The organism is Parasphingorhabdus sp. NYA22, from assembly GCF_976973735.1.
This window is the reverse complement of record NZ_OZ333477.1, coordinates 2,598,513-2,613,615: the sequence shown is the minus strand read 5'-3', so window position 1 is coordinate 2,613,615 and position 15,103 is coordinate 2,598,513. Positions and strand designations below refer to the sequence as shown.

11 protein-coding genes and 1 pseudogene are annotated in these 15,103 nt (G+C 53.8%); 5 read left to right on the top strand and 7 right to left on the bottom strand.

The window, feature by feature from the left end; translation table 11 throughout:
* The first annotated feature begins 308 nt into the window (after positions 1-308).
* From ACWFTY_RS12565 to ACWFTY_RS12545, 5 genes and pseudogenes are all read left to right on the top strand, one after another.
* Positions 309-1,904: an FTR1 family protein gene (locus ACWFTY_RS12565; RefSeq protein ID WP_447524531.1), complete on the top strand. Its 1,596-nt coding sequence runs from the start codon at positions 309-311 to the stop codon at positions 1,902-1,904.
* Complete coding sequence (locus tag ACWFTY_RS12560) at positions 1,905-3,512, top strand: multicopper oxidase family protein (RefSeq protein ID WP_447524530.1); 1,608 nt, start codon at positions 1,905-1,907, stop codon at positions 3,510-3,512.
* A gap of 99 nt (positions 3,513-3,611) precedes the next feature.
* Positions 3,612-4,957, top strand: a protein-coding gene (locus ACWFTY_RS12555; RefSeq protein WP_447524529.1) for an IS3 family transposase whose coding sequence is annotated in 2 segments (ribosomal slippage) — positions 3,612-3,941 and positions 3,944-4,957 — 1,344 coding nt in all. Because the reading frame shifts where the segments join, the coding sequence is not laid out codon by codon here.
* Positions 4,958-5,031: 74 nt separating this feature from the next.
* Positions 5,032-5,547: pseudogene (locus ACWFTY_RS12550) on the top strand (transposase); the annotation flags it as partial.
* Between the two features lie 24 nt (positions 5,548-5,571).
* A complete protein-coding gene (locus ACWFTY_RS12545; RefSeq protein WP_447526891.1) occupies positions 5,572-5,784 on the top strand; it encodes a universal stress protein in 213 nt (70 codons plus the stop codon).
* Positions 5,785-5,888: 104 nt separating this feature from the next.
* Here ACWFTY_RS12545 and ACWFTY_RS12540 read toward each other — a convergent pair whose 3' ends face one another.
* Genes ACWFTY_RS12540 through ACWFTY_RS12510 form a run of 7 tightly spaced genes read right to left on the bottom strand, consistent with a single transcriptional unit; the run spans position 5,889 to position 15,013 of the window.
* Entirely contained in the window at positions 5,889-7,589 is a 1,701-nt protein-coding gene (locus ACWFTY_RS12540; RefSeq protein WP_447524528.1) for an acyl-CoA dehydrogenase family protein, read from the bottom strand.
* Positions 7,519-7,740 (bottom strand): hypothetical protein, encoded by a 222-nt coding sequence (locus ACWFTY_RS12535; RefSeq protein ID WP_332041259.1) that lies wholly within the window; start codon positions 7,738-7,740, stop codon positions 7,519-7,521. The genes ACWFTY_RS12540 and ACWFTY_RS12535 overlap by 71 nt, the downstream gene beginning before the upstream one ends.
* The gene (locus ACWFTY_RS12530; protein ID WP_335660974.1) at positions 7,730-8,809 is read right to left on the bottom strand and encodes a type II glyceraldehyde-3-phosphate dehydrogenase; all 1,080 of its coding nucleotides are present in this window, start codon (positions 8,807-8,809) and stop codon (positions 7,730-7,732) included. The genes ACWFTY_RS12535 and ACWFTY_RS12530 overlap by 11 nt, the downstream gene beginning before the upstream one ends.
* A 48-nt stretch (positions 8,810-8,857) precedes the next feature.
* On the bottom strand, positions 8,858-9,715 hold the full coding sequence (locus tag ACWFTY_RS12525) for a ribose-phosphate pyrophosphokinase (RefSeq protein WP_447524527.1): 858 nt from the start codon (positions 9,713-9,715) through the stop codon (positions 8,858-8,860).
* A 2-nt stretch (positions 9,716-9,717) separates the two neighbouring features.
* A complete protein-coding gene (locus ACWFTY_RS12520) occupies positions 9,718-11,241 on the bottom strand; it encodes a thymidine phosphorylase family protein (protein ID WP_447524526.1) in 1,524 nt (507 codons plus the stop codon).
* Positions 11,242-11,246: 5 nt separating this feature from the next.
* Positions 11,247-12,614: an MBL fold metallo-hydrolase RNA specificity domain-containing protein gene (locus ACWFTY_RS12515; RefSeq protein WP_447524525.1), complete on the bottom strand. Its 1,368-nt coding sequence runs from the start codon at positions 12,612-12,614 to the stop codon at positions 11,247-11,249.
* Positions 12,611-15,013 carry a phosphoketolase family protein gene (locus ACWFTY_RS12510; protein ID WP_422343032.1) on the bottom strand — a complete coding sequence of 801 codons (2,403 nt, stop codon included), beginning with the start codon at positions 15,011-15,013 and terminating at the stop codon, positions 12,611-12,613. The genes ACWFTY_RS12515 and ACWFTY_RS12510 overlap by 4 nt, the downstream gene beginning before the upstream one ends.
* Positions 15,014-15,103 lie beyond the last annotated feature (90 nt).

Here is a 15,103-nt window from a genome sequence, read left to right as displayed (position 1 = left end):
TTCTAATTGCGGCATGCCTGCCATTCTCTGCCCAAGCCAATGCGGGAGATGTCCAAACCATATGGCGCCTCCTGGACTATATCGCCGTTGATTATCCCGGCGCGGTTGAAGACGGGAAAGTGATCAGCGAGGCGGAATATGCCGAAATGATTGAATTCTCAGAATCGGCAGCCAAGCGTATTACGGAGTTGCCAGCAGCCAGCGACCGTGCTGCGTTGATCGCACAAGCCAATGACATGAAAATCGCCATTGCCGACAAGGCACCAGCGGACAAGGTTGCGCAAGATGCCCGCTTGCTGGCGAGCAATTTGTTGCGCGGCTATCCCGTCCCGCTGGCGCCTCACAATACGCCTGACTTGCAGAACGGCGCACGATTATACGCGCAAAATTGCGCGAGCTGTCATGGGCTTTCGGGCAACGGGCAAGGGCCTGATGCGCGGGGCCTCGATCCGGCACCAATTGATTTCACGGATGCAGAACGCGCGCGTCAGCGCAGCCTGTTTGGTTTGTATCAGGTGATCGGACAGGGCCTTGATGGAACGGCCATGCAAAGCTTTTCCGATCTGCCCGCGCAGGACCGTTGGGATCTGGCAGCATATACTGGCAGCTTTGCGTTCGATGATGTAGCGCGAGGAGAAAAGATCTGGGAAAGTGATGCCTCCATTCGCGCGCAATTCCCCGATCTGACAGCATGGTCAAGCATGACTCCTGTCATACTTGCTAGCAAGGTCCGGCCAGACAAGGCCGACGCTGTTTTCGCGTTCTTGCGCCGCCATCCAGAGGCGATTGCAAAAGCTTCTGGTGGATCGCTTGACCTCGCTCGCACAAAACTGGACGAAAGCCTGGCCGCGTACCGCGCCGGTCAGAAAAGTGCGGCTAAGGATTTGGCACTTTCTGCCTATCTGGATGGTTTCGAGCCATTTGAGGCCTTACTCGGTACGCGCGACGCAGACTTGCTCAGCAGTATTGAGCGATCAATGGCCCAGCTTCGCGATGCCATCGATAAAAACCGGCCCGTGTCCGACGTCGAAAGTCAGATCAAAACTCTCAAAGTGCAATTTGCACAGGCGGAGGCTATCCTTGTTCCTGACAATGCAAGCGGCGCATCGGCTTTTGTCGGGGCATTCACCATCTTGCTGCGTGAGGGACTGGAAGCGATCCTTATCATAGTCGCTATGATAGCATTTCTTCGCAAGGCTGAACGCCCAGAAGTCATGTCCTATGTTCATGGTGGTTGGATCACGGCCCTCATTGCTGGCGGAGTGACCTGGTTTGCCGCAACCTACATCATCGGGATTAGCGGAGCCAGCAGAGAGCTCACCGAAGGTTTTGGGTCACTTTTTGCCGCTGCCATCCTTCTGTTCGTCGGACTCTGGATGCATGGTAAATCGCGAGTTGATGAGTGGCAGCGCTATATCCGCGAAACAATGAACAAGGCTCTGTCGCGAGGCTCGGCCTGGTTCCTATTCGGCCTTGCATTTCTGGTTGTTTATCGGGAAGTTTTTGAAACAATCCTGTTTTTCGCGGCGCTTTGGAGCGATGACACTGGCGTATCGATTATTGCCGGTTCGGGAGCAGCCCTACTTCTGCTGGCTGCCCTCGCCTGGGCTATGCTGCGCTACAGCCGCAAACTGCAGATTAGAAAATTCTTCGCTTATAGTTCGGCATTGATGATTGTACTGACCGTGGTGTTGACAGGAAAAGGCATTGGCGCTTTGCAGGAAGCCGGTATGCTTGATGTTACGCCGCTTAAGGATTTTCCGCGAATATCGATGCTTGGCATCTATCCAGCACTCCAGCCCATTTTGGCTCAGGTTTTGGTTGTCGCTGTTATTGGTCTGGGATTCTGGTTGATCGGCAAGGGACATGATGGTGAGCGGCCAAAGGATAGGCATACGGTATGAATGCCCTTCAAGCCGATAACATTATTATTAGGAATGTTTAACATGGTGAATAGACGGTCTGTGATTGGTGCCGCTGTGCTTGGCGGTGGAGTTATTGCAATTGGAGGCATGGCGACCCGCCAATTCATCGGAGGCCAGGGGGCCGCATCTGTGCGAGCGACTTCAGGTCGCTCTTTACTTATACCGCCGCTTTACTCGGGAGAACGGGAAAATGGCATCCGCGTATTCGATCTGAAACTGCAACGCGGTGTTTCTCAGTTTCTCGAAGGTGTGCAAACTCCGACGATAGGCATCAACCAATCCTATCTCGGCCCAACACTTGAAATGTATGCCGGGGAAACCGTTCGCATGAACGTCAGTAGTGACCTTTCCGAAACGGCTACCGTGCATTGGCACGGCTTTCACTTGCCTGCCCGTGCCGATGGCGGGCCGCATCAACCGATAGCGCCCGGCAGCACATGGTCGCCAAGCTTCGTGGTGAAGCAGCGGGCATCAATGTTCTGGTATCATTCCCACGCGCACCGTCGGTCCGGTCCGCAGGTCTATCAGGGACTGGCCGGGGCCATCTATGTTCGCGATGACGAAAGCGAGCGGCTCGACCTGCCGAATGACTATGGCGTCGATGATATTCCACTGATCGTTCAGGACCGCGCCTTCAACCGCGATGGCAGTTTTGCTTATTCTACATCGATGCGCGATGTCATGATGGGGATGATGGGTGATACTCTGCTTGTAAACGGGATCGTCGATCCGGTTTACGAAGCCCGCAGCGACTTGTTGCGGATACGCCTTCTCAATGGCTCGAACGCGCGGTTCTATCGCTTTGGATTTGATGATGGGCGTCCTTTCATGCAGATAGGAAGCGATGGCGGTCTCTTCGAACAGCCTTATCGTACAAACAATGTCGTTCTCGCCCCGGGTGAGCGAGCGCAAATTGTCGTCGATCTGAGCGATGGCAGGCCAACTATCCTCCGTGCAGATAGCCTTGAAACCATGGGAATGATGGGGATGATGGGCGGCGGTATGGGAAACCGCGGTATGCGCGATAGTGGCGACCGGATGGGAGGAAGCGGCGGGCGCCGGGAAGGCATGATGGATGAACGACGACGCTTCACCGTGCTTAACATTCGGCCTGCAGCTCAAAGACGGCAGACCATCGTAATGCCAAGCCGACTGATTGCACTGGCACCGGTTGAACCGGAAACTGCCATCAAGACGCGACGATTTATGCTTCAAATGGGCATGGGTATGAACATGATGCGCGGTGGCGGCTTTACGATCAACGGCAAATCCATGGATATGCAGCGCATCGACGAGACGGTAAAAGTCAACACGACAGAAATCTGGCAGATAGAGAATGCTTCGATGATGGCGCATCCCTTTCACATTCATGATGTGCAGTTTCGTGTGCTGGACCGCGATGGTCGTCAACCAGGTCCGCAGGATCGAGGGCTGAAAGATACAGTGGTGGTTGCGCCGCGTGAAGTCGTTCGAGTACTATTGCGCTTTGAAGAATATACCGATTCAGAACTACCCTACATGTATCATTGTCATATTCTCGAACATGAAGATGCCGGAATGATGGGGCAATTTTTGGTTAAGGCGTGAACTTTCGTGCTCTGTCCCCCGTCAGCATTCAATAGACAGACTGGCTGCATAAAATAAGCGAGTGTTTTGGTTTCATTGCAGTGACTGTAAGGAACGGAAATGAAACCAAAACACTCGAAAGCCCCCGCGGAGCGGGTGGTCAAAGATATCCGCAGAGCGACCCGCAAACAGTATAGCGCGGAAGAGAAGATCCGGATCGTGCTGGAGGGTCTGCGCGGCGAAGATAGCATTGCCGAGCTATGCCGCCGTGAGGGTATCGCGCAGGGCGTGTATTACAAATGGTCGAAGGACTTCATGGAGGCTGGCAAGCGCAGGCTGGCTGGCGATACTGCCCGCGCTGCCAATACTGATGAGGTGCGCGACCTTCGTAAGGAAGCCCGAGATCTGAAGGAGGTTGTCGCTGAACAGATGCTTGAGATGCGTCTGCTTAAAAAAAGCATGATCGGGGATGGGGAAGGCGAAGAATGAGATATCCTGCATCAGAAAAGCTCGAGATCATCAGGCTGGTCGAGAAAAGCCATCTGCCTGCCAAGCAGACGCTCGACAGGCTGGGCATCGCCCGGCCTACCTTCTACCGCTGGTATGATCTGTACCAGCGGTTCGGCGAAGAGGCGCTAGAAGATCGGCGTCCCGGTCCGCGCCGGGCATGGAACCGGATCCCGGAGGAGGTGCAGGACAAGATCCTGGATATGGCGCTGGAACGCTGCGAGCTATCGCCCCGCGAGCTGGCGGTGACGTTTACCGATGAACAGCGCTACTTCGTGTCGGAGGCCAGCGTTTACCGCCTGCTCAAGGCCCACGACCTGATCACCAGCCCGAACTTCATCGTGATGAAGGCCGCCAGCGAGTTCAAGGACAAGACAACGGCGCCCAACCAGCTGTGGCAGACTGATTTTACCTACCTCAAGATCATTGGCTGGGGCTGGTATTACCTGTCGACGATCCTCGATGACTACAGCCGCTATATAATCAGCTGGAAACTGTGCACGACCATGCGCGCAGAAGATGTCACCGATACGCTGGAGCTGGCTCTTGAGGCATCAGGCTGCGGGCAGGCGCATGTGCTGCACAAACCGCGCCTGCTATCGGACAACGGGCCAAGCTACGTTGCGGGTGAACTTGCGGATTATCTGGCCGACAAGAAGATGCGCCACGTTCGCGGTGCACCGTTCCATCCGCAAACCCAGGGCAAGATCGAACGCTGGCACCAGACCCTCAAAAACCGCATCCTGCTCGAAAATTATTATCTGCCCGGCGATCTCGAAGCGCAGGTCGAGGCGTTCGTCGAGCACTATAATCACCAACGTTATCACGAGAGCCTGAAAAACGTCACACCCGCCGATGCCTACTTCGGCAGGGCAGAATCTATCATCAAACAACGAGAAAGGATCAAACGAAAAACCATCGAACAAAGGCGATTGCAATACCGCAAGATCGCCGCCTAATATCAACCAACCAGATGGAACCAAATACTCGCCTATTTTAAACCGCCATATGTCTCAAATTATCTGACGACGGACACCTGTCGACGATCCTCGATGACTACAGCCGCTATATAATCAGCTGGAAACTGTGCACGACCATGCGCGCAGAAGATGTCACCGATACGCTGGAGCTGGCTCTTGAGGCATCAGGCTGCGGGCAGGCGCATGTGCTGCACAAACCGCGCCTGCTATCGGACAACGGGCCAAGCTACGTTGCGGGTGAACTTGCGGATTATCTGGCCGACAAGAAGATGCGCCACGTTCGCGGTGCACCGTTCCATCCGCAAACCCAGGGCAAGATCGAACGCTGGCACCAGACCCTCAAAAACCGCATCCTGCTCGAAAATTATTATCTGCCCGGCGATCTCGAAGCGCAGGTCGAGGCGTTCGTCGAGCACTATAATCACCAACGTTATCACGAGAGCCTGAAAAACGTCACACCCGCCGATGCCTACTTCGGCAGGGCAGAATCTATCATCAAACAACGAGAAAGGATCAAACGAAAAACCATCGAACAAAGGCGATTGCAATACCGCAAGATCGCCGCCTAATATCAACCAACCAGATGGAACCAAATACTCGCCTATTTTAAACCGCCATATGTCTCAAATTATCTGACGACGGACACTCATCCTTCGGATATTCTCATATCTACGGCACAAAATCTGCAGGCCGGTGTTATGGTCGCCGGGGCTTTCGGGCGGAGCCGAACCCATGAATATCTGTTCGGCGGTGTTACCCGAAATTTGCTTCTAAATTGTCCACTCCCGTTATTATTGGTCTCTTAGCTTGATCTGATCGCTCTTGGAAGCAGGGTTTTACCTTGCTGGATGGGTAACAACCAAAGACGATAGTGTTAAAAAACCTTCGATAACCGCTCATTGCTGGTTCACTACTCTAAAATTGACGGCATGGCTCTTTCAATGATGGACCGCGTGTCAATGACCGCGGTGGAAGCACCAAAAAGATTACTGGGTCGATCAAATCTTAACTTGCAAAAAGCTTCAGCAACGGGATTGTCCGCATTTATGATTACTGCTGCCTGAGCGGTCATTGCAAGACGTTCGACGATGTTTCGGGCATCATGCTCCACCAGGCTACCAAATTCCAGAGTTTTCAGGTGATCGTCATAGGAAGGATAGCGCCCGCTTGCAGAAAACAGAAATTCCCGCAGACTGTCGAGCGCTTGGGGTTCGCGTTCCATTGCGCGCAAGACATCCAGCGCGATCACATTTCCCGAGCCTTCCCAGATCGCGTTCAGCGGAGACTGACGGAAAAGGCGCGGCATCGGACCAGTTTCGACATAGCCTGTTCCGCCCAGACATTCCATTGCTTCATACACCATCGCGGGCGCACGCTTGCATACCCAATATTTTGCAATAGGCGTAAGCAGACGGGATAGCGGGTCCGCCATATCAAATGTTGCAGCGACCTGGAAGGCGAGAGCGGTGGCGGCTTCGCTTTCTACAGCGAGATCGGCCAGCACGGACATCATTGCCGGTTGCTCGATTAACCGGCGCTGCATGACGGTGCGATGAGCGGTATGCCACAGCGCTTCGGTAATTGCGGCACGCATTGTGGAAGCTGAACCCACTATGCAATCAAAACGGGTATGCTGAACCATCTGAATAATGGTTTTCACGCCTTGACCCTCTTCGCCAAGACGCTGCGCATAAGCACGATGATACTCGATTTCCGCAGATGCGTTGGAGCGATCACCAAGCTTGTCCTTGAGCCGGATTACGCGAAACCCTGCGTTACGCTGGCCATCAGGCGTCCAGCGCGGAACGATAAAGCAGGTCAGACCATTATCTGTGTAGGCTAGCGTCAGGAATGCGTCGCACATGGGCGCAGAACAGAACCATTTATGCCCAGTTAGTTGATAAGCACCATCTGCATATTCCGCCCGTGTCGTGTTCGCGCAGACGTCCGATCCCCCCTGTTTTTCGGTCATCGCCATTCCGATTGTGACACCCTTTTTTTCAGGTGCTGGTCGGACAACGGGATCGTAAAGTGACGATGTGATCCGCCCGATCCACTCATTTCCGACATCTGGGTCACGTTTCAAGGCGGCGACGGCGGCGTAGGTCATGGTCATGGGACACCCGGTGCCAGCATCAACTTGCCCGAGCAGGAAACTCAACGCTGCGTGAAGAACATGGCCTGCTTCGGTTCCATTCCAACCGGCGGCGGCCACGCCTTCGCCGAGGCCAAGCGTCATCAGTTGATGGTAGGATGGGTGGAATTGCACTTCATCGATCCGTCTTCCTTGACGGTCATGGGTGTCAAGCACGGGCGGGTTTCGGTTGGCCGCTTCTCCCCAGCCAATGACTTCGCTGGAACCAGTGCGTATGCCAAAGCTGGTAAGTCGTTGCTTGTGAACTTCGCCTCCCGCCATTTTGACTGCATCGACCAGCGCCTGATCTGAGCCAAACCGGTCAAATGCTTCTAGCGTGGGCGGTTGGTTTGTAACCTCATGGCTTTCAAGACTGTCTATGGGGCGTAGAGAGGTCATGACGATATCATTTCTTTGCAGGTTTTTTGCTGGTTTCGCGGCGACCTGGGTTTCTTTGCACATCATCTCCTTGGTCAATGCCGAGCGTCCATGCCGGCGGGTCGCTGGCAGGGAAGCTTTCACGCAGCGCTTCATCAACCATATCGCTCTTTTTTTGTAACGCTATTTTCCGTCGACTATTTACCACTTTCAGCTCCTCAGATGAGATCATACCGATGTCAGCCATCATGGCCCAAGCTTTTTTGTACGGCCCATTGGGGTATAACAAGATCGCCAATCCCCAGAGATTCGTTCGTTTTGGCGATTGATACGGCAGGGTCCTGCTCATTGCCCGCAAGTGCGCGTATAGCATCAATAGTCTCCGGGATCACGATGGCTTGGTTATCAACCATATAGCTAAAATATAGATCGGTTCCGTCAACTGTCAGCAGATCACGCCATATCGCCACTTCATAGAGATTGGCGTGGCGACGTCCATTTTCAGCCATCCACTCCTTCACCACATTTATTGCCGATAGTCCCGTGCGGCTGTCGATTAGCAGTATCCGCGATGATTGGGATAGCGCGTCAAGAACAGCCGCTTTTGTGGCCGCTCTCGCCATTTCGACGTACCAGGTGTGAAGATGAGCGAGCGTTTCGGGCACCCGGACTGCGATCGTTGTGACATCGAGATCCGGATCAACAAGTCTGGCATCAGGCCCCTGATGGCTCGGGACTTCGGGCTCAGGAACAAGCGTATTCATGATGCCGCCAAGATGGCTTTCCCATGGGTCGGTTGCGCGACGCATCAGTGTTCCGCGCGCTTTCTTCAAGAGGCCCGCGTTCTTGAGGGTTCCCAATGTGCGAACGATAGACGTTGTATTGCAGCTAACCACGCGCGTTGCGCTGCGTCCGATCGTACTGGAATAGCTTGATTCTGCTACAAAGGAATGGCCGGTTACATCATGTTTTTCACCGCCTTGAACGATGAAGGGCCGCTTAAGTTTGCGATATAATTCGGCATTCTCAGCGCCTCGGTGCTTGGGCGTACAATCGACAATGATGTCGCTTGATTCCACAAGATCGGTCAATAGTCCGTTAGTGGGTAAGCCTGCCGCCTCCATAGCTGCGCTGGCTTCTGCTGTGGCCGCGAAAAGCGGGATGCCCTGGCTTATAATCTGGGCAATGCGCCAATCTGTCGCGACATCAGCCACGCCCGATAGTATCATGTCGGACTGTAGTCTTATTGCGGTGGCCGTGCGGCTACCGATCACGCCATATCCGACAATTGCGACTTTGATCTTATGATCGTCTGCCATTTCTCTGTCTCTTTCCAATCCAGTTAAAAATGTTGCCCATGCCTTGAGCTACAAGAGCAGTTCTGCAATCCCGATCCGGGATGTTTCGTGCGGAACGGCGTCTGTCGAGATGATATCTTTGGCAAGTTGGTTTAGCTGCCAATAGGTGCTGCCGGTAAACAGGGCATGCACAGTCAATATATAGGGTCTACGGAAACCCCGCGCGATCAGGGCTTCGGCGGTTTCGATCATCGTTCGCCCTGATGAAATAATATCATCGACAAGCACCGGAGCCAGGCCTGCATAATCGCTCAAGTCCGGCACCAATATCTCGACCTCGTGATCACCGAGGCGGTTTTTATTGAGAACGAGGCGCTGTGCGCCTGCTCGTTCTGCAACAGCCTCAACCCATTGCTGGCTTTCGGAATCAGGGCCCACCACGAGAGCATTCTCGACATTGTCCCTGATCCAGTCGGCTAAAAGGGGCGCAGCATGTTTGACCTTGGTTGGTATGGTGAATATTTCTCCCAGATCCGCTATTCGGTGCAGATGAGGGTCAATCGTGATCAAACTGTCGAAGCAATCTGATAGCAGCTTGGCAAAATGCGTGGAGGATATGGATTCCCCCTCCTGAAATCTCTTGTCTTGCCGCATATAGGCCAGATAGGGCGCAATGAGGCGCACGGTTTTTGCGCCCAGTTCACGCGCGGTTTTCGCCGCAAAAATAAGCTGCAGTATCTGATCATCGGGGCGAGCGAGGGTGCAAACAAAATCCACATCTTTCCCCGTCACATCATCGGTCAAACGAATATAAGATTCCCCGTCAGGGAAGTGACGGGTTTCCAATGTACCCAGCGCGGAGGAGGATAGTCTGGCAAGATCGGCCGCCAAGGTTTCATTGCCCGGCAAGGGGATAAAAATGCGCATGGTTACTCCTCTATTTTCAATATATCTGGATTGGCAGCAGCATATTCCAGCGCATAATCCAGGGCGCCCTTGGCTTCGGCATGGACCGTGAGTAATGGCTGACCGTTCGTAACACGCTCGCCGAGGCGGACCTGCATGACAATCCCTGCGGCCTTTTGGCGCGGGGCTCCGGCCAATTTTGCTAATCGCGATAATTTACGATTGTCGATGGAGGATATCTTGCCGCTGCTCTGCGCCAACAGGGGGCAGGTCAATGGAGCGACCGGGGGCGTGCGCATGCCGCCTTGCGCCTCGCAAATCGCCTGAAATTTGTTCCATGCCCGGCCATCAACCAAGGCGGCCTCCGCCGCAGCAAGCCCGCCACCATCGTCCACGTGATTTGCCAGCTCCAGAGCCTGTGCGGCAATTAATATTGCCCGCTTCCTCAGGTCTTGCGGTGCATCCGGATTGTTTTGCAGGACAGATAAAATGTCATGCGCCTCAAGGGCAGGGCCAATGCCGCGTCCCACAGGTTGAGAGCCGTCTGTAAAAACACATCGTGTCTCCAACCCAAAATTGGCCGCGACAGCGGAAAGATGCTCACCCAATATTTTGGCCTTGTCCAGCGAACGGACTTTGGCAGTCAGACCAACCGGTAAGTCAAGGACGACATGGGTGGCACCGGCAGCAATTTTTTTAGATAAAACAGATGCGATCAACTGTCCTTCTGTATCAATATCAAGAGCCCGCTCGATGCGGATCAAAATATCATCTGCCGGGCTGAGATTGACGGCGCCGCCCCAGGCAATACAGGCGCCTTGCTCTTCCACCACGCGGCGCATTTGATCGATATCCAGATCAACCGGGGCGAGCGTTTCCATCGTATCGGCAGTACCTGCAGGAGATGTAATGGCGCGCGATGACGTTTTTGGCATTGTGAAGCCCAGACTGGCAACTATCGCCACGACAATCGGTGTGGTGCGGTTGCCCGGCAATCCGCCGACACAATGTTTGTCCAGAATCATCGGAGCGTCCCATGACAAACGTTCTCCTGCGCCCACCATTGCCTTGGTTAAATGGCATATTTCTTCAATGTCGAGCGGGAGAGCCGAACATGTTGCGATAAACGTTGCCAAATGGATATCTGCGTAGTGTCCAGCGGCAATATCGCCAATAATTCCCTGAAAGGCCGGTTCGTCTAAGCGCCCCCCATAAATTCTGCGTCTTATATCTGCCAACGATCCTACAGTTGGTGCATGGCTAACCGAAATAAAAGTTCCGTCGTCAACCCCAAGCTTCGTCCAGGCGGCCTCGGATAATCCAGCTTCTCCGGTTGTTAGCCAGTCATTCTCGACTTGAAAAAGTGTTGCGAGAATTTCACGTCCCGAGACAGACGTTAGACGCACGCGCGATCGGGAAGTCAGGCCTTCCGATATGCAAACCGGACAATCGGTGCGCATAAGCACGATCACCTCATCCTGGGTGTAGAGACTGAGACGCTTTGATTTCAGCAAATTATGGGCTTCAATGTGGTTGCCGGTCGACATGACATTTAACCTTCCAAAAAATAACGATCAGTCGAATCAACGACGGTGCTGTTCCAGCCCAACTCTTCTCCAATCCGCATCCGCAAAGCATCTGAGGCCTTAGGTTCTCCGTGCACCACAAAAGTTCGGGCAGGAGCGTGCTTGAATCCGGACAGCCATTTCAGGATTTCGTCTGAATCTGCGTGGGCCGATAACGCCGGAAGGCTTGCAATTTCAGCGCGAATCGGGAGCCACTGACCGAACATTTTGACGCTTTCAGCGCCATTCAGCAGTTTTTCGCCGCGCGTTCCCCCCGCCTGATAGCCTGAAAACAGGATTGTGTTTCTGCTGTCCTGGCCAAAGGCCTTGAGATGATGGAGAACGCGTCCGCCGGTAAGCATGCCGCTAGCGGCGATCACTACCTTGGGCGTGGTATCACGCGTTATGCGTTTGGAATCATCGACTTCGCGCAGATAGGTTGCAATATCGCAAGACTGCTTGCAAACGTCTGGCGAGAGGCGATGATCATCCAGATGGCGGCACAGCAAATCTGTTGCGTTAATCGCCATGGGACTATCGAGGAAAATCGGAACGATTTTTATTCTTCCGGCCTGTTTTAGTTTCCATAGGTAATACATGATCAATTGGGCGCGCCCGACAGCAAATGCCGGAATAATGACTGTTCCGCCCCTTCGGACCGTTTTTTCGATGACGTCTCCAAGAGCTTCCATTGGGTCATTTTTGGGGTGGGTTCTGTCTCCATAGGTCGATTCCACAAGCACATAATCGGCCGCCGCGACGGGCTCGGGATCGAGCATGAAGGGATCACCGTAGCGCCCAATGTCCCCCGAAAAGACGATTGTCTTACCGCCCCAATGAAGCTCGGCATTGGCCGCTCCCAAAATATGCCCGGCTCGGCGCAGCTTGACCTGTCCGCCACCCGGAAGTTCAATTTCCTTGTGGAACGGGATGGGCCGCAACTGTTTCAGGGCAGCTTCGGCATCTTTGATGGTGTACAGCGGCAGCGCGGGCGCATGTTTGGTATATTTGTGCTTGTTCGCCAGAAACGCATCTTTCTCCGCAATGAAAGCGCTGTCTTTTAAAAGTATTTCGCAAAGATCAACGCTTGCTGATGAACAGAAGATTGGGCCTTCAAACCCCTCGCGGACTAATTTCGGAAGATAGCCGCTATGATCGAGATGCGCGTGGGTGAGAATAATGGCATCGATGCTTTTTGGAGAAACCGGAAACGGTTTCCAGTTGCGCTCGCGTAAGGGCTTATATCCCTGGAAAAGTCCGCAATCGACCATGATCCGGCGTCCGTCATTTTCGATAAGATGGCGAGATCCGGTTACCGTCCCGGCTCCGCCAAGACTATGCAATGTGAGCGTCATACGATTTTCTCCTCATTTTTTGAGCCCGATGAGTCTCTCCGCAATATCTGCGGGTCACCCTGCTCGTCGACGGCATCCAATTCTTCCTGTGATAGGAGGGAACCCCGATCGATTTTGAGCAAACCTGCAGCGGAGGCGACCGCATGCGCCCAAGTGCAACGATTGGCGAACAACATGCCAAAAACATCCAATGTGCCGCCTCTGGACAAATATCCCAACGCTTTGGTTTGGCTCGGCCCGCCATCAAGCCGCCTCAATAGACCCAACATTGGCTCCGGTCTCGTGTGCGAGATTATTATCCGCGGAAGATTTGTGGGAAACAGCACATGCAAATCTTTGTCTAAAACAGCATATTTCCATTCGATCTCGTCGCGCGCCTCCCGAAACCGCCCCGGTTCCAAAATGACCGTAATTGAGCAGTTTATCCCGCGTTGCCCGAGCCGTTCGCGCGCCTGTCTTGCTTGTTGCAATTGATAAGCGCCGATAGCGACCAGTTGTACCTGCGCGTTTGTAGCATCGCCCTCAAATTGTATTGCGCCCTTCGCCATCGCAAATTCAGCCTGTTCACCTGAAAAGAGGATTGGCACATCGCGCTTGGCGGTTACCAGGCACGCAATTTGGCCATGCGTTCGGTAGACCGAGCGCAGCGCTGCAACCGCGCTATTGGGATCAACAGGGAATATAACGCGAGATACATCTGACATTTCCCCCAGCAATGCTTCGGGCAATGTCGGGTCTTGATGCGACTGCTCATTTTTTGCGTTTTCCCAAGTGTGGGAGGTTGCAATGAGTGGAACGCTGATCCAGCCTGGTGGCTGGAGCAGTTCGTGCTGGCGGCGCGAGAAAATTATTTCCTGTCGCAATGCGCCAAGCATTTTCATCGCAAAAGCTTCGTAGCTCACAGCGATATTGATCCCGCCTTTGTTACCCAAGGCCGCACTCATAACCGCTTCTTCGTTGAGTGCCGTTATGACGGCTCCATCAACCGCCTCCGGAGTCCCAGATTCAGGCAAGTTCACGCGGTGGTGCAGAAGCTCAAGCGCGCGCGGCATGTGGTTGCTTCTTAGCTCGTCTGGATTGCCAATACGTGGTCGTAGCTTCGGGTTGGCGCGGACAATATCGACAAAATATTCATCGATCGCATCCATCGCGCAGCGTTCGCGCTGACTATTGACATCGGTCCAATTTGGCACGGGTAGGCTGGGCAGTTCGACGATCCGGCGTGCTAGTGAATTCTGACTTTCTCTTGGCCGAGACTGCTTTTCATGGACCGCCAAAGCATTAACGGCTGTTTCCAGCGTGTCAGCCGGGACAAACAGCTTTCTAGCGCCTTCGTGAAATTCAGCTCGTGCGGCTGCATTTTCGGACGGGTTTCCCGAAAGTGGCAGGTTATGTGATCTGTTGGTTCCAGCTCCCGGAAAGCCAAATCCTTTTGTGCAGCGCGCGATAATATAGGGAAGGGGAGCTGGATAGGCCTGCTTTGATCTAATAAATCGGCTGAGCCTTTCTTCCGCTTCCAATATCGCCATCGCATAGGCGAGAGGGTCATGACCGTCGATCAGTATTGGATCATATCCAGCGAGGCGAAGATGAGCTTCAAGCCATTCAGCCCCGCCTTCCTGGCCGATTTCGGTTCTCTGCTCAATCCGCCGGCCATTGAGGACCATGATCGGCACCGCCAAACCGCTATCTTCGGCTCGCCACCAGCGCGGAGACCAGTCGGACCCGCGCTGTTCTTCAAATGCGCCGTCACTCAAAAAGGCAACAAGTCGCTCTCCCGGCAACGGCATATGGACATATTGGAGTTCGGAAAAGCCCAAATAGCCGCCTTCTGAAACACCGCCGGCAGTGTTTGGGCCGACATGGCTCCCCAGCGGTACCGCGGGTCTTCCATCAGCGCTCATCGCATAGCTGTAAAAGTCTGAAACGAGACGGGAAAGCCCGGTCTCGCTGCGCTCATAACGACCGATTTGTGCAGGGGACAAGTCCCCGGTCAGCGTGTTGATTGCCTCTATTGCAGCAACACAGTGACCCTGACCAAGCGTCCAGGCACGCGTGTGTCCAGACAGGGCGTTGGCAAGTAAATAGCCAACAAACCCGATGGCAACATTGAGGGCGCCGCCAGTATGACCTTCAGGGTTTCGTTTAAATGCGTCTGCCGGCAAATCGGTACCGCTCATATCAACCCGGGAGGCATAGGTCATATGGGCGGTGAGCCACATCGCGGCGTTGGCCAATCGGTCGACCGCTACAATCAATGTCTCTGCTTGGGCGGAATCCGTAAATCCTTGCCAGTACTGACGTTTTGCGAAAAATTCATCTGTACGCGCAATTGTTGCAGCGCTGTGCTTGATGACGCCAAATCCTGTGCGCCAGTCGTTTGATATGTTTTTTGTCAATGAAAACCCTCCTCAAACGTCACGGTTGCCGTATGTGAACGGCTTAAATGGAACAGCATTGTGAATGTTTATCTGGAATCGAGAAGGTGC